General features: G+C 39.5%; 19 protein-coding genes. 12 read left to right on the top strand and 7 right to left on the bottom strand.

Translation table 11 applies throughout. From position 1 onward, the window contains the following. The first annotated feature begins 15 nt into the window (after positions 1 to 15). On the top strand, positions 16 to 669 hold the full coding sequence (locus ACGE0T_RS16645; protein ID WP_459187713.1) for an HAD family hydrolase: 654 nt from the start codon (positions 16 to 18) through the stop codon (positions 667 to 669). Here ACGE0T_RS16645 and ACGE0T_RS16650 read toward each other — a convergent pair. Further along, positions 661 to 1,635 (bottom strand): alpha/beta hydrolase, encoded by a 975-nt coding sequence (locus ACGE0T_RS16650; protein ID WP_459187714.1) that lies wholly within the window; start codon positions 1,633 to 1,635, stop codon positions 661 to 663. The genes ACGE0T_RS16645 and ACGE0T_RS16650 overlap by 9 nt on opposite strands. A gap of 266 nt (positions 1,636 to 1,901) precedes the next feature. Between ACGE0T_RS16650 and ACGE0T_RS16655 the strand changes: the two genes are divergently transcribed. The 4 genes from ACGE0T_RS16655 (at position 1,902) to ACGE0T_RS16670 (ending at position 6,094) form a co-directional block, all read left to right on the top strand. Next, on the top strand, positions 1,902 to 3,302 hold the full coding sequence (locus ACGE0T_RS16655; RefSeq protein WP_459187715.1) for a C1 family peptidase: 1,401 nt from the start codon (positions 1,902 to 1,904) through the stop codon (positions 3,300 to 3,302). A gap of 200 nt (positions 3,303 to 3,502) precedes the next feature. Beyond that, positions 3,503 to 3,763, top strand: coding sequence for a hypothetical protein (locus ACGE0T_RS16660; RefSeq protein WP_459187716.1), 261 nt, complete (start codon positions 3,503 to 3,505; stop codon positions 3,761 to 3,763). Between the two features lie 76 nt (positions 3,764 to 3,839). After that, entirely contained in the window at positions 3,840 to 4,961 is a 1,122-nt protein-coding gene (locus ACGE0T_RS16665) for a 6-bladed beta-propeller (RefSeq protein WP_459187717.1), read from the top strand. Then, the gene (locus tag ACGE0T_RS16670) at positions 4,958 to 6,094 is read left to right on the top strand and encodes a 6-bladed beta-propeller (RefSeq protein ID WP_459187718.1); all 1,137 of its coding nucleotides are present in this window, start codon (positions 4,958 to 4,960) and stop codon (positions 6,092 to 6,094) included. The genes ACGE0T_RS16665 and ACGE0T_RS16670 overlap by 4 nt, the downstream gene beginning before the upstream one ends. An 8-nt stretch (positions 6,095 to 6,102) precedes the next feature. Here ACGE0T_RS16670 and ACGE0T_RS16675 read toward each other — a convergent pair whose 3' ends face one another. Next, a complete protein-coding gene (locus ACGE0T_RS16675; RefSeq protein WP_459187719.1) occupies positions 6,103 to 6,366 on the bottom strand; it encodes a tetratricopeptide repeat protein in 264 nt (87 codons plus the stop codon). 181 nt (positions 6,367 to 6,547) lie between these two features. On the opposite strand from ACGE0T_RS16675, the gene topA reads away from it, so the two are divergent. From topA to ACGE0T_RS16690, 3 genes are all read left to right on the top strand, one after another. After that, a complete protein-coding gene (gene topA, locus ACGE0T_RS16680; RefSeq protein WP_459187720.1) occupies positions 6,548 to 8,893 on the top strand; it encodes a type I DNA topoisomerase in 2,346 nt (781 codons plus the stop codon). 297 nt (positions 8,894 to 9,190) lie between these two features. Beyond that, positions 9,191 to 9,628, top strand: a complete 438-nt coding sequence (locus ACGE0T_RS16685; protein ID WP_459187721.1) for a LytR/AlgR family response regulator transcription factor — start codon at positions 9,191 to 9,193, stop codon at positions 9,626 to 9,628. 160 nt (positions 9,629 to 9,788) lie between these two features. Then, positions 9,789 to 11,231, top strand: a complete 1,443-nt coding sequence (locus tag ACGE0T_RS16690; RefSeq protein WP_459187722.1) for an endo-alpha-N-acetylgalactosaminidase family protein — start codon at positions 9,789 to 9,791, stop codon at positions 11,229 to 11,231. A gap of 20 nt (positions 11,232 to 11,251) precedes the next feature. Here ACGE0T_RS16690 and ACGE0T_RS16695 read toward each other — a convergent pair whose 3' ends face one another. Further along, positions 11,252 to 12,451: a hypothetical protein gene (locus ACGE0T_RS16695; protein ID WP_459187723.1), complete on the bottom strand. Its 1,200-nt coding sequence runs from the start codon at positions 12,449 to 12,451 to the stop codon at positions 11,252 to 11,254. Further along, positions 12,438 to 13,754 carry a DUF4270 family protein gene (locus ACGE0T_RS16700; protein WP_459187724.1) on the bottom strand — a complete coding sequence of 439 codons (1,317 nt, stop codon included), beginning with the start codon at positions 13,752 to 13,754 and terminating at the stop codon, positions 12,438 to 12,440. Before ACGE0T_RS16700 ends, ACGE0T_RS16695 begins: the two co-directional genes overlap by 14 nt. A gap of 250 nt (positions 13,755 to 14,004) precedes the next feature. Here ACGE0T_RS16700 and ACGE0T_RS16705 point away from each other — a divergent pair, with 250 nt between their 5' ends. The 4 genes from ACGE0T_RS16705 (at position 14,005) to ACGE0T_RS16720 (ending at position 16,588) form a co-directional block, all read left to right on the top strand. Continuing rightward, positions 14,005 to 15,006: a Kelch repeat-containing protein gene (locus tag ACGE0T_RS16705; RefSeq protein ID WP_459187725.1), complete on the top strand. Its 1,002-nt coding sequence runs from the start codon at positions 14,005 to 14,007 to the stop codon at positions 15,004 to 15,006. After that, positions 14,996 to 15,340: a DUF4907 domain-containing protein gene (locus tag ACGE0T_RS16710; protein ID WP_459187726.1), complete on the top strand. Its 345-nt coding sequence runs from the start codon at positions 14,996 to 14,998 to the stop codon at positions 15,338 to 15,340. Before ACGE0T_RS16705 ends, ACGE0T_RS16710 begins: the two co-directional genes overlap by 11 nt. 201 nt (positions 15,341 to 15,541) lie before the next feature. Further along, positions 15,542 to 15,721 carry a hypothetical protein gene (locus ACGE0T_RS16715; protein WP_459187727.1) on the top strand — a complete coding sequence of 60 codons (180 nt, stop codon included), beginning with the start codon at positions 15,542 to 15,544 and terminating at the stop codon, positions 15,719 to 15,721. A gap of 105 nt (positions 15,722 to 15,826) precedes the next feature. After that, on the top strand, positions 15,827 to 16,588 hold the full coding sequence (locus ACGE0T_RS16720) for a hypothetical protein (protein ID WP_459187728.1): 762 nt from the start codon (positions 15,827 to 15,829) through the stop codon (positions 16,586 to 16,588). A 60-nt stretch (positions 16,589 to 16,648) separates the two neighbouring features. On the opposite strand, the gene eno is transcribed toward ACGE0T_RS16720, so the two are convergent. From eno to ACGE0T_RS16735, 3 genes are all read right to left on the bottom strand, one after another. Continuing rightward, positions 16,649 to 17,932 carry a phosphopyruvate hydratase gene (eno, locus tag ACGE0T_RS16725; RefSeq protein ID WP_459187729.1) on the bottom strand — a complete coding sequence of 428 codons (1,284 nt, stop codon included), beginning with the start codon at positions 17,930 to 17,932 and terminating at the stop codon, positions 16,649 to 16,651. Positions 17,933 to 18,498: 566 nt separating this feature from the next. Continuing rightward, on the bottom strand, positions 18,499 to 18,981 hold the full coding sequence (gene rplQ, locus ACGE0T_RS16730; RefSeq protein WP_459187730.1) for a 50S ribosomal protein L17: 483 nt from the start codon (positions 18,979 to 18,981) through the stop codon (positions 18,499 to 18,501). Between the two features lie 8 nt (positions 18,982 to 18,989). Beyond that, on the bottom strand, positions 18,990 to 19,982 hold the full coding sequence (locus ACGE0T_RS16735) for a DNA-directed RNA polymerase subunit alpha (RefSeq protein WP_459187731.1): 993 nt from the start codon (positions 19,980 to 19,982) through the stop codon (positions 18,990 to 18,992). Positions 19,983 to 19,994: the final 12 nt, after the last annotated feature.

A 19,994-nucleotide genomic window follows, 5' to 3' on the forward strand; every position in this document is an offset into this window, starting at 1 on the left:
GGTAGAAACAAGTAAATGCTAAATTATCGATATATTCTTTTAGACCTGGACGGTACGATTACAGACCCGGCTGAAGGTATTACAAAATCTGTAGAATATGCATTAAATCATTTCGGTATCGGGGTAGAAGACAGAAAAGTCCTCTACCCTTTTATCGGTCCTCCCCTCTACGATTCGTTTCGCGAATTCTATAATTTTACAGACGGACAGGCAAAGGAGGCGATTGTAAAATACCGGGAACGGTTTGCAGAAACCGGCATTTACGAAAATAAACTGTATGAGGGAATAAATGATTTTCTGGAAGCGGCTAACCTGCAAGGAAAATCTCTTATGTTAGCCACTTCCAAACCTACTATCTTTGCTAAACGTATCCTCGATTATTTCAATCTAAGCAAGTATTTCTCATTTGTTGCAGGCAGCGGGCTGGATGGCTCGTTTTATACCAAAGGAGACGTTATCCGCCATGTATTAGAAACAAACAAACTAAACAACCCCTCTGCCATCGTTATGGTTGGCGACCGCAAACATGATATTATCGGAGCAAAAGAGAATAACATCGACTCCATAGGCGTCCTTTATGGATATGGCGACCGGAAAGAATTGGAAAAAGCCGGGGCAAATTACATAGTCAATGATATTGCCGGGCTTAGGAATAAACTCTTATCGTAGATGCTTTTTAATGAAAGAGGTAAGACATGGAACTAATGCGGAACTCAGAGGCAATGAGGGATCCGCATAAACTGCCAACTGTTTATTCGGTTCTGTTGTATCACATTCTTTCAAAACATGGTTCATCTTATCTATCAGGCATATTTCAGCAAAAGGAGCCGATTGTTTGAGTAATTCTGCATCCTTTACAGAAACCTGAATATCGGTCTTCCCCTGAACAATCAGCACCGGAACCTTTAATGTTTTCACAATCTCCGACGGATTATATTTATAGCAAGAAATTAAAAAAGGCTGAACTGACGGACGAAACAAAGCCTGCAAACCTAATGGAACATTCGGTACTAACTTACCTCGTTTTAATGAATCGTTTATGGAAACGACCATATTCTGGATTACTTCCGGCTGAGACGAAACCTGCTCTTCCAATAATTCATACATAGGTCTTCCCGGACCTGCCAAAGAAATAAATGCTTTTACTTTCGGATTGTTCTGAGATGCCAACATTCCTATTAATGACCCTTCACTATGTCCGGCAATCAGAATACCGGAAAATCTTTTGTCACGGGCCAAAAGGTCTATCCAACCTTTCACATCCTCTACAAAGTCTTCCAAACGTACGGAATACTCATCTTTTCCTGCTGACGCACTGGATGCGATTCCGCGTTTATCAAAACGTAAAGAGGCTATATTCTGTTTCGCCAGATTATCTGCCAGGTATTTCAGCGAGTTATTCTTCATCTGTCCTATGGCCGAATTACCATCCATATCCGTTGGTCCGGAACCTGATATTAATAAAACGACCGGGATATTCTCTCCTTTTGCAGGCAGACAAAGCTTTCCGTTCAAAGTTCCATCCTTTGTATTCAACGCTATCGGTCGTTCATTCCCCGGAGCAAGCATTTGCCCGAAACAAGAAGTTCCAAACAAAGAAAATACACAAATAAGAAATAGCCGGAAATGTTTCATAAAACTCTTCTTTTAAAATTGGTTGACTCACGAAACAAATATATCGTTTTGTTTAACAAAACACAAAACAGAATTAATCTCATTTATCCGGAAAGGAACATTATTTATAACGCAAGACTCACAAAAACATTTTTAAATCCCGAATCTCGACCTTTTAAATTAATTTTTTAGCTTATATGGTTAATTTAGACAAAGATTTTATGGCTGCAATTTATTATTAAACTCTTATCTTTGCCTCTATAGAATCCTAAAAACACATTGGTCTTATGAAACAAAACTTCTTATGGATGTCCGCACTCGCTTTGAGTATTACCTTCTCGGCGCAAGCGCAACAGGACAAGGGCGGTATTTCGCCACAAATGCTACAGCAAATCAAACAAGCTTACCAAGGGACGCCGGCTGATAAAGCCATTCACAATGCCATTAGCAATAATGACATAAACAAACTGGCAGTTAATTCTGACAGTAAAAACAATTTCGACACGTATTTCTCGAACAAAGTAAACAGTAAAGGCATTACCAACCAGAAATCATCCGGTCGTTGCTGGCTGTTTACAGGTTTAAATGTATTTCGTGCACAAGCGATTGAAAAATATAAAATGGGCGACTTCCAATTCTCCCAGAACTATTCATTTTTCTGGGATCAACTGGAAAAAGCCAATCTATTCCTGCAAGGCATCATCGACACCCGCGAAAAGCCGATGGATGATAAAATGGTTGAATGGCTGTTTAAGAATCCTTTAAGCGATGGCGGCCAGTTTACCGGAATTTCCGACATACTGGGGAAATATGGTGTTGTGCCTTCTGACGTGATGGTTGAAACAAACAGTAGTGAAAGTACGGGCCGCATGGCTAACCTGATAGCACTGAAACTGAAAGAATTCGGTCTGCAATTGAGAGAAGCCTCCGCAAAAGGGACCAAAGTAACAGATTTGGAAAAGCAGAAAACAGAAATGCTGGGTACTGTTTACCGTATGTTAGTACTGAACCTGGGCGAACCTCCTACGAAATTTACGTGGACACGCAAAGATGCACAAGGCAAACCGGTTGAAACGAAAGAATATACTCCGAAATCATTCTTCGACGAATATATCGGACAAGACCTGACGAACAACTACGTGATGTTGATGAATGACCCGAGTCGTGATTTTTATAAATTGTATGAAATCGATTTCGACCGTCACCGTTATGACGGTAAAAACTGGACTTACGTAAACCTTCCGATTGAAGATATTAAAGAAATGGCTATTGCCTCAATCAAAGACAGCACTATGATGTATTTCTCCTGCGACGTAGGTAAATTTTTCGACCGTGAAAGAGGTTTGCTGGACGTTAATTACTACGATTACGGCTCGTTGATGGGAACAACTTTCGGTATGGACAAGAAACAGCGTATCCAGACATTCAGCAGCGGTTCGTCACATGCTATGACCTTGATGGCTGTTGACCTCGATGCTAACGGTACGCCTAAAAAATGGATGGTTGAAAATAGCTGGGGACCCGGAGCGAATGCCGGTCACCTGATTATGACCGACGAATGGTTCAACGAATACATGTTCCGCCTTGTTGTCGATAAAAAATATATCACCTCCAAGGTTCAAGAAGTATTAAAACAGAAACCGACCCGCCTCCCGGCATGGGACCCTATGTTTGCTCCGGAAGAATAAATATGTTCGAGTCGCTAACTGAATATTCTCTGCAGAAAAATTATCATCCCATATAATATCAAAAACATATTATATATTACAGCAAGAAACAATACAAATATTTAATTTTTGGGTGCCCTTATGAGATTAAGTGTATTTTTATTATCTAGTATATAAAAAACACCTATATTTGTAATATGATTTAATTTAAATCAATATTTATGAAAAAGAAATTTATATTATCAACATTACTGATAATGATTGTAACATTAGGATGGAGTTCTAATTCTGAAAAAACAGAACTATCGCCGTCTGATTTAGCATTAGAAAATATAACTGCTTTAACACAAAACATTACACCAAGATCCACTTGTCATTGGGCTACTCGTGATGCTTCAGAAAAAGAAGTTATTTGCATTGTTACAGGGGCAGGATATGAGTGTGCTTGTGGTGCTGTAAAGCCTGGGCATTCTACTGAGTAAAATTTTCTCATCTATTATTCCACACATTAATTTTACTACAATTATTAATGTGTGGAATATTCTTTAAACAACAAATATGAAAAAACTCATTTTATTATTATTGCCTTTATTATACGCATGCTCCTATCCTAAAGAGCAAACAGGATCGATTTCCGTTCCTACCATAAATATGAATGACCATACAAGTTTGATATTCGCAGACTGGATAGAAGATATTTCCTGTGTGGTGCTATCGGATAATTATTACCTTGAAAATTGGAAGGTCCTTTGTTATCTAAATTATATCTATGTCTATTCATTATCAGATTTTTCAGTCTTTGTTTATACAGATACTGGAAAACTTTTAAAAAAGATAGATAATAGAGGGAAGAACAAACTTGTATTCCCAACAGATATTTATATTGATACCCTAAAAAATGAATTGCTAATCTTAGATGACCACAAGTATCTCAATCAATATTCACTAAAAGGAGAATTTATCAGACGGAGAATATTACCCTTTACTGCCGTAAGCATGTGTATGCCTGATGAAACACATTTTTTATTTTACGACGGACGGTTAGAAACCAAGTCACCCTTTAATATCCTTATTTCTTTGCAAGATTCATTATCTATACAAAAAGCTGTTATTTACCGTGACACAAAAAAACATATAAATGGAAAAATCCCTCACAATACCTTTACTTTGGAACCAAAAAATAAAATAATGTACTGTCTTTTTCCGAATAACGATACAATCTATACGTATAATCCAAAGATTAATACTGTAGAGGCCTATTGCCGGTTAGATTTTTCCGGTGATTTGTTGGTAGAAGAAATGTTTCCGGCAAAAGGATTTTCGGATCAAGAGTTTGCTTCTTTAATGCAAAAGAAACAATATATCTTTACTATTAATGGTTTCTATCAGGCTTGCGGACATCTCTTTTTCAAGTTGGAAGGTAAACGGAATCATTATTGCATGCTTGACTTGAGAACAAACAAATTATCAACCTTCGACAGTGTATTCGACGGGCTATGCAGTGATATTGTAGGAGGGGACGGAGAACAGCTATATTTTACATTTAGGCGAAAGGATTTGATAGAACAATATACAGAAAAAAAGCCTTCATATAAATGTCTGGCTGAATTATTGTCGAAGGACGATAACGGAGATGATTGGATATTGATAAAGACAAAATTAAAAAAAATCAGACGATGAACCGTTTACTTTATATCTGTATTGGCAGCATACTTTTTATATTTACTTTTATCGCCTGTGATAAAAAGAGGGAATCACCTGTGCTGATAAGTAATTTAAAATCATTTTCGCCATCCGGCAACAAAATAAAATTATCCGAGCTATTGACTGATTCATGCCGTTTAATCCCATTGGAGACAACTGATGACTCTTTGTTAGGAAAGATTTATAAAATAAAGAAACATAACAACACCTATTACCTGCTTTCAGATGATCGGTGGATCCTCCGTTTTGATGAGAACGGGAAGTTTATTTCATCCTTGAATTGCCTGGGTAGTGGCCCCGAAGAGTATACGTATATAGGTGATTTTGACGTATATACAGTTGATGGTCGGGATGAAATATGGTTATGTGACTACGATCATATTAAGATCTATGATGCGGAGCATTTAACCTATTTGCAGTCCATCCATTATCCTTTTGTTATTAATAAATTCAAACGTATTGATGTTTCCCATATTTTACTATTGACAGGGCAAAACAAACAAATGTTAACATTATCAAATGAAGAGGGCAAAGTTATTTCCGTTTTTTTAGAGAAAGAGATTGCTTATATTGTTTGGCGTCCGGTTCAGTTCCGGCAATATTCTTCCCAATTGATATTTCAATTAGGTATGGCTAACAGCTATGTTTCTTTTGATCTGGAAAAGAAAAATTTCCACAGGGGTATCCTTTGCAATTGCCAAGAACTATTATCAGATAAAGAATTACTCGACTTATTCATACAATACGGACAAGACTATATCTGGCATATAGGCCAACGAAAGCCTTATATTCGAGGGATACAGAAGTTAAAAGAAAAAACCATTGTCAATATACGTTCTGAAAATGACGAATATATTGTTTCTGTCCCGGCAACCGCCGCCGAAGCATGTACAGTCGGAAGTTTTTCTGTTACATCCAACATAGAGAACGACCTATTCGGATTGAAAGATATGAGCTTTCTGAAAACAATAAACATTGGGGAAAGTTCATCCGGTCTATTACTCTATATAGAAGCGGATATGCTGCAAGACATACCAATAAAAGATAAAAATGGGATTATCCACGACATACAACCCGAGGACAATCCATGTTTGGTTGAGTTTTATTGATCTGGCTTTTAGTGATTATACATATCCTTATTATAGAAATTCATAATCCGTATCTGCGCATCGTATGCCACCTGCGCCGGGCTTTCCGGATTTATTTCTACTGCCTTTAAATAGTTATTCAGTCCTTGCCGAATATCCCCTTTTTTTATATACGCATTGCCACGCAAGTAATACGCCTCATCCGAAAAAGCGTTATTTTTAATATAATCATCCAACAAACGAATCGCTTCATCTGTTTTACCTTCAAGAATTAATTGTTTGATTGCATCCATACTTCCATTTATTGAATATTGGTAACTGTGAATTGAAAACCAGTGGCGCTGAAAAAGGTTCATCCATAAGAACTATCCTCATTTTCAACATCCGATTTTCAATTTTCAAATACAAAGATATAGGGTTACGTTAATTATTTATGTATGTTTGCAACCGATTTCTAAAAGAGAAGACGTTATTATGCAAAAAAATCTGGTTATAGTGGAGTCCCCTGCAAAGGCAAAAACCATTGAGAAATTTCTTGGAAAAGACTACAAAGTCATGTCAAGCTATGGGCATATCCGCGATTTGAAAACTAAAGAATTCAGTATTGATATTGAACACGATTACGCTCCTCAATATGTAGTTCCCACCGATAAGAAAAAATTGGTGAGCGAATTGAAAGCTGAAGCAAAGGGTGCCGAACAGGTATGGCTTGCATCCGATGAGGACCGTGAGGGAGAAGCAATATCATGGCATTTGTACGAAGTACTGGGGTTGAAACCGGAAAACACCAAGCGTATCGTTTTCCATGAAATCACAAAAAGTGCCATACTCCATGCCATCGAGACACCACGTAATATCGATATAAACCTGGTGAATGCACAACAGGCACGTCGTGTACTGGACCGCATTGTGGGTTTTGAACTTTCCCCTATTTTATGGAGAAAAGTAAAGCCTGCCCTCTCTGCCGGCCGTGTACAATCCGTAGCAGTACGTCTTATCGTAGAACGTGAACGTGAAATAAACAATTTCGTTTCGGAAGCAGCTTTCCGTATCATTGCCAATTTCATCCTGCCTGACGGAACAACTATCCTGAAAGCAGAACTGGGACGCAGGTTAAAAGACCCAAAAGAGGTAATTGACTTCCTCGAATCTTGCAAAAGCGCTTCTTTTACAATCGATGATATTACAACGAAACCGGTTAAGAAATCGCCGGCGCCTCCGTTTACAACTTCTACTTTGCAGCAGGAAGCAGCCCGCAAGCTGGGTTATTCCGTTTCGCAAACAATGATGATTGCACAACGTCTGTACGAATCCGGATTAATCACCTATATGCGTACCGACTCCGTAAACCTGAGTGATTTAGCTCTCGGTACGGCAAAAGAGGTAATTACCGGTACATATGGAGAAAAGTATTATAAATTCCGCCAATACCATACAAAAAGTAAAGGTGCACAGGAAGCACACGAAGCGATCCGTCCTACCTATATTAATAATGTAGAGATAAGCGGTACTCCACAGGAAAAGAAATTATACGAATTAATCCGTAAGCGTACAATTGCTTGCCAGATGGCAGATGCAGAACTCGAACGTACAACCATATCGGTAGGTGTCAGCGGCAAAACTGAAAAGTTCGTAGCAGTCGGCGAAGTGTTGGCCTTCGAAGGTTTCCTTCAGGTATATCTGGAAAGTAATGACGACGAGAATGAAAAAGAACAGGAAAACGGCTTACTACCACCGGTTAAGTTAAATGAAAAATTAAGCCTGAAAGATATTGTAGCAACCGAACGTTTTACCCAACGTCCGCCGCGCTACACAGAAGCAAGTCTGGTACGCCGCCTGGAAGAACTGGGTATCGGACGCCCTTCCACCTATGCCCCTACTATCCAGACAATCCAGAATCGCGAATATGTGGTAAAAGGAGATAAAGATGGTACGGAACGTAGATATTGCGTTATCACCCTTGCTAAAGACAAGATAAAAGAAACGGAAAAAACAGAAATAGTGGGAGCCGACCGGAATAAACTAATGCCGACAGACATTGGTACGGTTGTAAACGACTTCCTTATGGAGTATTTCCCGGATGTAATGGATTATAACTTTACCGCCAACGTTGAAAAAGAATTCGATGCGGTAGCAGAAGGTGAAATGGTTTGGACCAAAGCCATCGACAAATTCTATAAACTATTCCATCCGATCGTGGAAGCGACCTCCGCTGTTAAGACCGAACATAAAGTAGGAGAACGCGAACTGGGCATCGACCCGAAAAGCGGTAATCCCGTATTTGTAAAAATCGGACGTTATGGCCCTGTAGTCCAAATCGGACAGGCTCATGCAGAAGATAAAACAGCCCCCAAGCCCCAGTTTGCTACGTTGATGAAAGGGCAATCCATCGAAACAATTACATTGGAAGAAGCATTAAAACTATTCGACCTTCCACGTACAATCGGCGAATATGAAGGGAAAGATATGGTTGCCGCAATAGGACGTTTCGGGCCATTTATCCGCCACGACAGCAAGTTCATTTCAATTCCGAAAGATTTAAATCCGCTGACTATTACAGCAGATGAAGCAATCGAACTTATCCAGGAAAAACGGAAGAAAGACGAACAACGCTTCTTGAAAAAGTTCGATGAAGATCCCGATATGGAAATTCTGAACGGACGCTTCGGACCTTATATCGCTTATAAAGGAAATAATTACCGCATTCCCAAAACTGTGACCGATCCGGCTGCACTTACTTTAGAAGAATGCCTCAAAATTATTGCTGAAGCGGCTGAGAAAACAACAACTAAGAAAAGAACAAGCAGAAAAAAAGCTTGACCTCCTTTAGGGTACATGTAGCTAAAAATAGATGCGCGGATTGTCTCCACTACCCGGAACGTAGTAAAGACAATCCGCGCACATTATAAAAACAATCTGCGCCGCCAGTGGAAACAATCCGCGCAGCCAATTCTTATGATATAAACTCTCCCCAATATCTATTCCTATATCCATTTTTTCCATTTCCCCCACTTCATACGGCGTTTCACCGGCCAAGTTGTACCACTTATCGGCAATTAACCTTTATTTACCGAATATCCTACTTATTTTGCAACATAACTAAACGAGTAAAACACTATGCTTAAATGTATTACTTTCGATGGAGATGCATCTACCCTGAATACTTTGATGGGATATTTTGAGAAGTTGGATAAAGCATTGCACGAAGTACATGAAGTTTTGTACAAGGAGCAAAGCGAACAGCCAATCTTCGTACGTGAAGGAAGTAAGATTATCCGCCTGCATAAGGATGAAATACTTTTCCTTGAAGGTTTTGGCGATTATGTCAAGGTGCACCGTACCAGTGGCAAACCACTCCTTTCACAGTCGAGCCTCAAACGGTTTGAAGAAAACCTGGACCGTTCACTCTTTTGCCGGGTGCATCGTTCCTATATAGTCGCTTTATCCCAAATCAACTACATAGAGAGGAAACGCATCCGCATCGGCAATGAAATAATTCCTATCAGCGATTCCTATTTGCCGGGATTGATGGGGAAGCTGGCTTTAGCCGAATAAGGAGCCTTACTAATGCACAACCTTTTTTTAGCACTAATAATATTTAATAAGTGATGCTATAAAAAAATATATTTGTACTTTTCGCTGATTAAAATAACCCTTTGTTTTTCTTGTGTGATTAATTATAGGCCCAAAATATGTTTATTAAAACAGTTGTGTTATGAAAAAACCCTTTCTCTTTTTATGTATTCTACTGTCCGTAGTTGTAAATGCACAGAAACGCGATACGGTGTACGCGGATTTCCCTAAAGATTTTCAGATGAAAGTAAATCTACGTCACGATTATACAAAGACATTCGTGACAAAAATATTTATGTCGCAAGCTCTTTTTGACGGACGCTTCAAACATCGCGATAATGGAAAACAAACAGTGTATGCCACCTGTGAACAGACGCTCCAATTATTGAAAGGAATGGATAACATTACACTCGGCATGCCTAAGATAGCCTATCTGGTGGGATGGCAATACAACGGACATGATTCCAAATATCCCGCCTTCTTTGAAGGGAACGAGGCATTAAAGCGGCCAAACGACAAAAACGGTCTGGAAAGTATCCGCTGGCTAATGGCTGAAGGCAAAAAATATAATACGACAGTGAGCCTTCATATCAACATGATTGATACTTACGAAGGTAGCCCGCTATGGAACAAATATATTGCAAATGATGTGATAGCCCGTGATGAACGGGGATTCCTCCGTGGCGGAGAATGGGGTTACCAGATTAGTTATGCACAAGAATGGGCAAAAGGTTTCACACAGCAACGCATCGATAGTCTGTGCAAACTGTTGCCTATACAGGATGCGGGGACAATACATATCGACGCTTTTCACACGGCGGCACCAATAGCCTACAAAGATGAAAAAGGCGAATGGCAGATACGTACTCAATCACCTATCAGTTCCTACCTGCCATATACTCAGGAAGATGAGTTGGAAGCCCAACGAAATATTTTTCGCTATTTTGATTCCAAAGGCATTGACGTAACCAATGAGGGATTGCCTGATAATACGGATTTATTTATCGGATACCAACCAATGGTCTGGTGGTTCGGGCATGACGAAATTTATCTGAAATATCCAGCGTCCATTATTTGTGGAGGGAACAATGCGGACAGTGATTGGGGAGTCCTGTTTGGAAATAACCTGAACGGAGAAAAAGTTTTTATGAAAGGTCTGGACAATTACAGTGAATTTACAAGACGGTTCTGTACAATGACGGCAGTCTGCAATTACCTGAATCGTTTTGAGCGTCTATACCGGGTAGAAGGCGAGAATTATAAGGCTGTACAATTCTCGGGCAATGTCCATACGGAACTAGACAAAGGACATTTGCAAATCCGGCTGGGAAATGCTGTATTGGTAGACAATAATAACGTCATGGTTCCAGCCTTATGGATAGAAGGCAATCATATGATTGCTTATAGCCAGGATGGATATAAAGAAAAAATTTGGACGTTGCCTTCCGGCTATCCGGTATCAGGCAAAGTATCCATATATGCTGTCAATGAAAGCGGACGCTTCTATAAAGGCAAGCTGAAATATTCTTCCGGGAAGCTGAAACTTCGTGTCAATGCCGGAGAAATGTTGCTTTTATCTTTCTGATAAATATGAGGGATAAGTTTCTATAATTTCACTCTATAGAATAATTCGTTTAATGTATACGTTACAGTCAATCCTGTCAGGCCTCGCTGTAACGTATTCTCTTTCAACTTCATCCGGTCATAGAAAAGAGAAACATGAACACGTCCGTTCATTACGGGGAATCCCATACCCGCCGTTACCCTCCAGGAAAGGCCGGAATTTTTGTTCACTTGCATATAAGGCGTAGAAACGTCCACTCCCATTTTATAGATTGTCCGTTTCCAAAAACTATCGGAAGAAAAACCTCCCGGATAATACGAAACTCCGGTACGTAATTCATGTGCATCATGGAAACTGATGCGTGAATCTCCGGAGGTTAAAGAACTGTATTGCCGGAAATTATAATCAAGGGCATACGTCCACTTCTTATATTCTACAGAGCCTCCCACACCGATAAACCGGGGAAGAGTTTGCTTGATTGTTTTCTTCTCATAATTAGACGAATACGTATCGCTGGTCACCGTTTTCGTCTTTTTCAATGAAATAGATTGTTTAAATCCGTAAGTGGCGCCTAATGTCAAATGCAACTGCCGTCCTAAAGCACGGTGGTACTGTATGCCGAAATCGGCAGAGAATGCAGAACCGTACAACTTATCTGTTACATACATTGAGCTTTGGCTTTCTGTCTGGGTGATATTCCCGAATATATAATTCATATTAACCCCCAAGGATAGGGTCGGCAGCAATTTAACAGCATTGGTCCAGTAGACTTTAGACAAACCTCCATCTCCGCTGAATGTGCTGGTTGCATACGAACCGGGGGAACCTTCTATCTCCTGCGAGCTTTGAAAATAATAACCGACATAACTGTAAGGCGTAAGCCCTACTGCCGTATACCAGCAGGGCACGATACGTCCTGCCAACACAATACGTGAAAGGTTTCCGGTAAACGTATTATTTTGTGCCCCTTTCGAGTTATAAGATTCCAACTTTCCAAATACGGAAATATCAGCTAATAGACGGCAGCTATCTATACCAGTCAGCCCTGCCGGATTATCACTGCCTATCAGTTCTTTTCCACGCATACCGATAGATACGCCTCCCATTCCGGAAGTCGCACCATACATGCCGGTTTCGATTTCACCTATCCCAAACATGGAATAGGGGGATGAAGTCATTACATTCTGTGCTGAAAGGAAAGATGGTATCAGAAGGAAAAGAATATATTTAATAGCTTTCATAGACTTTATAAATTAGTTGTAAGACGATAGGACTGCGCCCTTGCTGGTCGGAAAAGGTCAGGTTCTTGAATGACCCGGTGTAATCTTCCTCCCGGAAAACCAGTTGCAGGTTATGTTTATACATATCAAAGGCACCGAGCTCTTCTTTCATAAACGTGCTGACATCAAAATAATAGTAAGTCTTTTCATCGTAAGTGTCATCACGTACCAGGGTTCCGGCTTGGACTTCTTCTCCCAAATAATCTTTTACAGCATCGGTTACCACATTATTTTCATCTGTAATATATAAGTAGAGGCTATCCGGCAGATTATCATATGTTGAATAGGTACCGGGTTCCGGGTATATTTTCAGGGAAGCAGATTCTATTATGACTTGTTTTCCCTGTTGTTGCAGATTATTCAAATAGGGAAATTTCAAACGGGTATACCAACCGATACCTCCGAATAGAAAACCCCGGTTGCCTATTTTCCCGGATGGCACTTCGACATTTTTCAATGGCAAGTTCTCCAATGCGGTTCCTTTCCTGTCGTGGCTGATATTATAAAATTGTTTCTCTGTATTCGGTTTAATAACGCACTCTGTTTCTTCCGTCAGTTCTCCTGCCACATGATAATGCAAAACCAATGTTGAAGAGGTATCATTTACCAGGAAAGACAGTACCGAATGGCTGACAGAACGGTCAGGCACAACAACAAGCCCTTTGAAATAGTCTTCAAAACGTTCGGAAGAAACAGATTGGTCCCTGCTGTGTAAACGCAGCAACAAATCTTTCCCAAAATCATCGGACAAACGGATAGATAGAGGTTCTCCGCCATTTGGATGAGGTTTAAACGTAAATTCTCCCATCGGCTCCGATTCATAAGCAAATGAAGAATTATTATATAAATAGCCATTATCATTCAATATTATTTTTTCTTTTAACCGGTGTACGGTAAAGCGTTGTTGCCGGGCAGTATCTCCTAAAAAATATGCTCCATAAGGCAGCGACAACACCAAAGAATCAAGAAAAACCGTTTCATCGGCATCTGTACTATAAGACGGTGCCAAATAAGGGAAATAAGCAGAAGCAATGACTGTTCCCCAAAGAGGATGTTTGTATTGCCCGGCCAAAGCTTTTTCCTGTCCGGTAGTTTCCAACGAATCTATCAAAGTCGAAGAAACAATGATCGTACTGGTATCAATCGATATATTACGAAATGCGGTGTTTACCAAACCAGAGCCATAATCATTGCCGGTATTATAACAAGAGAAACTGCCTGCAAATAAAAGGATAATAAAAAATGTTGATAGTGCTTTACTCATACATATATTGTTTAACCGGACGCAAAGAACTTTATTCAGTCTTTGTTTTACAAAAAAAAACTGCCAACAGGCTCTTTTAGTCTGTTAAAAGGGAGATGAGCAGGATAACTCTATTTTCCACATCCGAAAGCTTATTTATCATCTCCCATAGGGCATTCATCGAACGTAAAAGCCCATTTGCCGATTTAATTTGTGTGTCAATAAAAAGGTCTGTTCTTTTGTGTCCAGAAAATATAACACTGTATAAACGATGATGCATAAAAGATTTTCAGTATATCTGGCAGCTTTACTGCCCATATTATTTACCGCATGTGGTAATGAAGATAATGATAATTTAGTCGGCCATTGGGTTCGCGTTTCCGATTTCGACGGGTTGGCACGTAGTGATGCGGCTTCATTTACGATTGGGAATAAAGGATATATAGTTTGTGGTTATGACGGCAAGAAACGGTTAGCCGACCTCTGGGAGTATGATATGGAAACGGATGCCTGGACACAAAAAGCAAACTTCCCTGGTATAGGACGTAACTCGGCAGTTGCTTTCTCCATAGATAATAAAGGATATTGCGGTACCGGATATGACAGTGAAAACTATCTGAAAGATTTCTACGAATACGATCCTTCTTCCAATCAATGGACAAAGAAAACAGACTTCCCCGGTTCTGCCAGATATGGAGCGGTTGCTTTCGGAATTTCAGGAAAAGGATATATCGGTGCCGGATATGATGGAAATTATTTAAAAGATTTTTACGCCTACACGCCATCGACTGATTCGTGGACACAGATTGTCAGTATCGGGGGTACCAAACGACAAAATGCAACCAGTTTTGTAATCGGAGAATATGCATATGTGTGTTGTGGTATCAACAATGGTACATATGTAGATGATTTTTGGAGATTTGATCCTTCCACCGGACAATGGAAACAGCTTCGCAACCTATCAAATTCTTCGGATGATGATTACGATGATGATTATAATATTGTACGTGCCAACGGCTCTGCCATCGTTATCGATGGTGCAGCTTATCTGACTTGCGGAGATCAAAGTAGTGTCCGCAGTGATACCTGGAAATATTATCCTTCCACTGATTTGTGGGAGCAAATCCATGATTTCAAGGGCACAACACGTACGGTAGCAGTCGCTTTCTCTAACGGGACAAGGGGCTATATAGCAACGGGCAAAAGCAGTACTTATCGCTTTGACGACATTTGGGAACTTCACCCTTATGATTATGATCCAGATGATGAATAAGAAGATGATGAGAAATAAATGGATCGTCACGGGACTCTTGATACTGCCGTTGTTGTTTATTCTTTTTCATTTCTGCAAAGGAGAAATGGGGTCTCCCTGCAGCCGGCAACCGGAGTTGCAAACGTTTCAATTGGGGAATGGATGGGGTTACAGGATTGTATTGAACAAGAAGACGTTGATTTATCAACCCACCATTCCCGCAATTGATTCGATACGGTCTTTTCCTACTGAAACCAGTGCTCGCAAAACAGGTCTGCTGGTGTTGGGCAGGCTCAATCAAAACAAAGATTTTTCAATAACGATAGATGATTTAAAAGATTCACTCTCTGATTAGGTAAATTTAAAATTTTCAACAGAAGGAAAGACCTGCCAGTGATGGTCGGTCTTTTTCTCTTCGATATTTGAAATTTATTTTTATATTTGTATTTCTAACACTAACGAAAAAACCTATTCGACAAAAGGAAAATATCATAAATTGGAACATGAGTTTAAAAAACTGGACCCTGCTGCCACAGAAGCGATAAACTGTAGTGTTATGGGGACGTTAATCGAGAAAAACTCCGAAGATGAGGAAGCAGACAAACAATTACTAATCAGCGATATAGCCAAATTCAAACAAGGTACTATCCGTACTTCTTCTTTACCTATTACAGATAAAACGTATACTTGTTATCTTCCGGATGAGGAACATGCTGAAAAAATGACGGGGATATGATTTTTAAAAAGAAAGAGTAAATTTTACCGGAAAGTATCTTTATTTTGCATATACCACCAACTTACAAAAAAGATATCTTTGTAATCGATTTTACGTATATGCAAAATGACAAACTGGATTTATAATCTACTGGCTCTGCTTATTTTCCCTACTCTGCTGGGTATTATAGCCTTTTATTTTTTACAATCTTATTTACAAGATTGGATACTGATACTATCGTATGGTGCCGCATCTATAGTGGCCACCCTTTTAGCCTATTTTTTCTATAAGGGGAAATGGGCTACGCTTTTCTATTTTTTGATATTCTTCACAACACTTGCATTCAATATTCCTCTACAGAACTGGCTGTTCCATTCTGCTGACGATATTGCAAATTATGCTTCCATCGAAGATTTATATAACCCTGAAAAATCGGCTCTTTATTTTAAATTTGACTCTCCTTTAACAGTTGACTTATCAGGCAGGGGGTCTGTAACCATCACCCGTACAACACGTACCGGCAGACGTGGTACACATACCAGAACGACTCGTCATCAATATACCGTCATCCCTGTTTTTAATGATACATTACCTAAATCCCAATATACCAAACGGGAAGTAAAAGCTTGGATAACTTCAACCAAGAAACCTAACGGCAAAGAGGTGCTTTGCTATGAGAAATGTTCCTTCGACCTGGACAGCTATCGACAAGCGGCTGCCAAATCCCGTTGTAAGCTGCATCATGCTGACACGCCTTTTATCCGCCCTGTATACAATTCATTTATTACGAAAACAGAGTGGAAATATATTTCTATGAAGACCTTTTGTATCGTTTGCGGCATTCTGATATTTACGGGAATATGGATGAATAAAAGGAAAAGAAAATAACATAAAAAAAGGGACTGTCCAAAAAGTCGGATAGCCCCTTTTTCACATCATCTTACTTGATCATTTTTTGTAAGTTTTATAACCGTAAACAGCTCGTGCTCCCAATTCTTCTTCAATACGAAGCAATTGGTTGTATTTTGCCATACGGTCAGAACGACTTAAAGAACCTGTCTTAATCTGTCCTGAATTGGTAGCAACAGCAATGTCGGCGATAGTTGCATCTTCCGTTTCACCGGAACGATGGGATGTTACTGATGTATAACCGTTACGATGTGCCATTTCGATAGCGTCCAGAGTTTCGGTCAATGTACCGATCTGGTTTACCTTAATCAGGATAGAGTTGGCACAGCCTTCTTCTATACCCTTCTTAAGGAACTCTACGTTTGTAACGAACAGGTCATCACCCACTAACTGGCATTTGTTTCCTAACGCTTCAGTCAACATCTTCCAACCAGCCCAATCATTTTCGTCCATACCGTCCTCAATAGAGTCGATAGGGAATTTACTTACCAAGCCAGAAAGGTATTCCACTTGCTCTTTAGCTGTACGTTTAGCGCCTTTTGAACCTTCAAACTTAGTATAATCATATATTCCTTCATGATAAAATTCTGAAGAAGCGCAGTCCATGGCAATTGTTACATCTTTGCCTGGCTCATATCCGGCAGCTTTGATCGCAGCCATGATAGAATTTAATGCGTCTTCCGTACCATCCAATGCAGGGGCAAAACCACCTTCATCACCAACAGCAGTACTTAATCCACGGTCATGAAGGACTTTCTTCAAAGCATGGAAAACTTCAGCTCCCATACGTAACCCTTCACGGAAACAGCAAGCGCCAACCGGGCGAATCATAAATTCCTGGAAAGCGATAGGTGCATCGGAATGGGAACCACCATTGATAATATTCATCATTGGAACAGGCAATACGTATGCGTTGGTTCCTCCGATATAACGATACAAAGGCAAATCAAGGTAATTGGCTGCCGCTTTTGCTACAGCTAAAGAAACACCTAACATTGCATTTGCTCCTAAATTTGATTTTGTCTTTGTCCCATCTAATTCGATTAATTTGTGGTCAATGCCACGTTGATCCAAAGCACTCATGCCTAAAATTGCAGGAGCTATTATCTTATTAACATTGTCTACAGCTTTCAGAACGCCTTTTCCACCATAGCGTTTTTTATCACCATCCCTAAGTTCAATCGCTTCATTCTCTCCGGTAGAAGCACCGGAAGGAACAGCAGCACGGCCAAATGCACCGGAAGCTAAATGTACATCAACTTCAATTGTCGGATTACCACGTGAATCAAGGATTTCTCGTCCTATTACTTTTACAATTTCCATATCTCTAAAATATTTGAGTTTTTCTTTCGTACAAATATAACAACTCCCGAACAGCGAATGTTCCGGTTTTCAAATAGAATTCATCAATGATCAGATAAGTAGCCTATGTTATTCAACAAGAAAAGGCAAATCTCTCGATCGGATTATCGGATAAAAAGAGATATGTAAGCATAAATTTATCTGAAAGATATTGTCTTTGCTCCGTAAATAACCTACTTAACATCATTGAAATGTCGGTTTCAGCCTATTTTACACCCCCATCTTGAAGGTCATGTAATCCGGATGTCAAACTATACGAGACCCGGGTGTCAAGAAAATAAACACTATATTATTTTGATATTCAGTAATATATTTAATAAGAAAAAGAAGTTTATATTGCTCTTTCAAACTAAAGAGAATGATAGATATGATAGATGGCATGATAGTTAAATAAAGCAACTATCATCATTTAACCAACTATATAACAATTTCTTAACACGAGGTATGATAGTTATGACAGTATAAAAAACAAAAAGCTGATCTGCAAAACAGACCAGCTTTTTATATGTTTGTTGAAATTATTATGCTTATTCAGCAGCTTTTTCTTCAGCAGCCGGAGTTGCTTCTGTTGTTGCTTCAGCAACTGTAGACTTTTTACGAGAACGTCTTGTCTTTGTTGCTTTTTTAGCTGTATCTGTTTTCAGCATATTTTCATTATAGTCAACTAATTCAATGAAGCACATTGAAGCATTGTCACCTAAACGGTTACCAGTCTTAATAATTCTGGTATATCCACCCGGACGGTCACCAATCTTCTGAGATACTTCCTTGAATAATTCCGTTACAGCAAATTTGTCCTGCAAATTGCTGAATACCACACGTCTTGAGTGAGTTGTATCCTCTTTTGACTTAGTGATAAGCGGTTCTACAAACATACGCAGCGCTTTTGCCTTAGCCACGGTTGTAAAAATTCTCTTATGTTTGATCAGAGAACAAGCCATGTTAGAAAGCATTGCATCACGGTGAGTGTTTGTACGACCTAAGTGATTGAATTTTTTATTATGTCTCATCGCTATACTTACTCTTTATCTAATTTATATTTTGTGATATCCATACCGAATGAAAGGTTCAGACTCTCAAGCAGTTCATCAAGCTCTGTGAGTGACTTCTTCCCGAAGTTACGGAATTTCAACAAATCATTTTTATTGAATTTAACCAACTCACCTAACGTTTCTACATCTGCTGCCTTTAAGCAGTTCAATGCACGAACAGAAAGATCCATATCCGAAAGCTTGCTCTTAAGCAACTGACGCATATGAAGAACTTCTTCATCGAACTCTTCATTTCCGTCTGTATCCACTGTCTCAATAGCAATCTTTTCATCTGAGAACAACATGAAATGATGAATCAAAATCTTAGCTGCTTCTTTCAACGCTTCCTTCGGATGAATAGAACCATCAGTGGCTATTTCAAGAACCAACTTTTCGTAGTCCGTCTTCTGCTCAACACGGAAGTTTTCAATCGAATATTTGACATTACGGATAGGCGTATAAATAGAGTCGATAGCAATAACATGTATATCTGCATTCGGATCTCTATTTTCGTCTGCCGGAACGTATCCACGTCCTTTATTAATAGTCAACTCGATCTGGAAACCAGCGTTCGGATCTAAACGACAAATAACCAACTCAGGATTCAATACTTCGAATCCGGTCAATTGTTTACCTATATCACCGGCTTTGAACACTTCCGAACCCGAAACAGTAATACTTACTTTTTCATTCTCTATGTCGTCTACAATATGCTTGAACCGTACCTGTTTAAGATTCAAGATTATGTTTGTCACATCCTCAATCACGCCCGGAATTGTATCAAATTCATGATCAACCCCTTCGATTTTAATGGATGTAATAGCAAAACCTTCAAGTGACGACAGGAGAATACGGCGCAGAGCATTACCTATAGTAATACCATAGCCGGGTTCCAACGGACGAAATTCAAACTTTCCGAAGAAATTGTCCGCTTCCAACATTAATACTTTATCGGGTTTTTGAAATGCTAATATCGCCATGGAAATCAATTA

The organism is Parabacteroides sp. APC149_11_2_Y6 (assembly GCF_054506995.1).

Bases quoted from the DNA above. Each gene is read 5' to 3' on its own strand.
- ACGE0T_RS16645 (WP_459187713.1), top strand. From the start codon at position 16: ATGCTAAATTATCGATATATTCTTTTAGACCTGGACGGTACGATTACA.
- ACGE0T_RS16650 (WP_459187714.1), bottom strand. From the start codon at position 1,635: ATGAAACATTTCCGGCTATTTCTTATTTGTGTATTTTCTTTGTTTGGA.
- ACGE0T_RS16655 (WP_459187715.1), top strand. From the start codon at position 1,902: ATGAAACAAAACTTCTTATGGATGTCCGCACTCGCTTTGAGTATTACC.
- ACGE0T_RS16660 (WP_459187716.1), top strand. From the start codon at position 3,503: ATGAAAAAGAAATTTATATTATCAACATTACTGATAATGATTGTAACA.
- ACGE0T_RS16665 (WP_459187717.1), top strand. From the start codon at position 3,840: ATGAAAAAACTCATTTTATTATTATTGCCTTTATTATACGCATGCTCC.
- ACGE0T_RS16670 (WP_459187718.1), top strand. From the start codon at position 4,958: ATGAACCGTTTACTTTATATCTGTATTGGCAGCATACTTTTTATATTT.
- ACGE0T_RS16675 (WP_459187719.1), bottom strand. From the start codon at position 6,366: ATGGATGCAATCAAACAATTAATTCTTGAAGGTAAAACAGATGAAGCG.
- topA (WP_459187720.1), top strand. From the start codon at position 6,548: ATGCAAAAAAATCTGGTTATAGTGGAGTCCCCTGCAAAGGCAAAAACC.
- ACGE0T_RS16685 (WP_459187721.1), top strand. From the start codon at position 9,191: ATGCTTAAATGTATTACTTTCGATGGAGATGCATCTACCCTGAATACT.
- ACGE0T_RS16690 (WP_459187722.1), top strand. From the start codon at position 9,789: ATGAAAAAACCCTTTCTCTTTTTATGTATTCTACTGTCCGTAGTTGTA.
- ACGE0T_RS16695 (WP_459187723.1), bottom strand. From the start codon at position 12,451: ATGAAAGCTATTAAATATATTCTTTTCCTTCTGATACCATCTTTCCTT.
- ACGE0T_RS16700 (WP_459187724.1), bottom strand. From the start codon at position 13,754: ATGAGTAAAGCACTATCAACATTTTTTATTATCCTTTTATTTGCAGGC.
- ACGE0T_RS16705 (WP_459187725.1), top strand. From the start codon at position 14,005: ATGATGCATAAAAGATTTTCAGTATATCTGGCAGCTTTACTGCCCATA.
- ACGE0T_RS16710 (WP_459187726.1), top strand. From the start codon at position 14,996: ATGATGAATAAGAAGATGATGAGAAATAAATGGATCGTCACGGGACTC.
- ACGE0T_RS16715 (WP_459187727.1), top strand. From the start codon at position 15,542: ATGGGGACGTTAATCGAGAAAAACTCCGAAGATGAGGAAGCAGACAAA.
- ACGE0T_RS16720 (WP_459187728.1), top strand. From the start codon at position 15,827: ATGACAAACTGGATTTATAATCTACTGGCTCTGCTTATTTTCCCTACT.
- eno (WP_459187729.1), bottom strand. From the start codon at position 17,932: ATGGAAATTGTAAAAGTAATAGGACGAGAAATCCTTGATTCACGTGGT.
- rplQ (WP_459187730.1), bottom strand. From the start codon at position 18,981: ATGAGACATAATAAAAAATTCAATCACTTAGGTCGTACAAACACTCAC.
- ACGE0T_RS16735 (WP_459187731.1), bottom strand. From the start codon at position 19,982: ATGGCGATATTAGCATTTCAAAAACCCGATAAAGTATTAATGTTGGAA.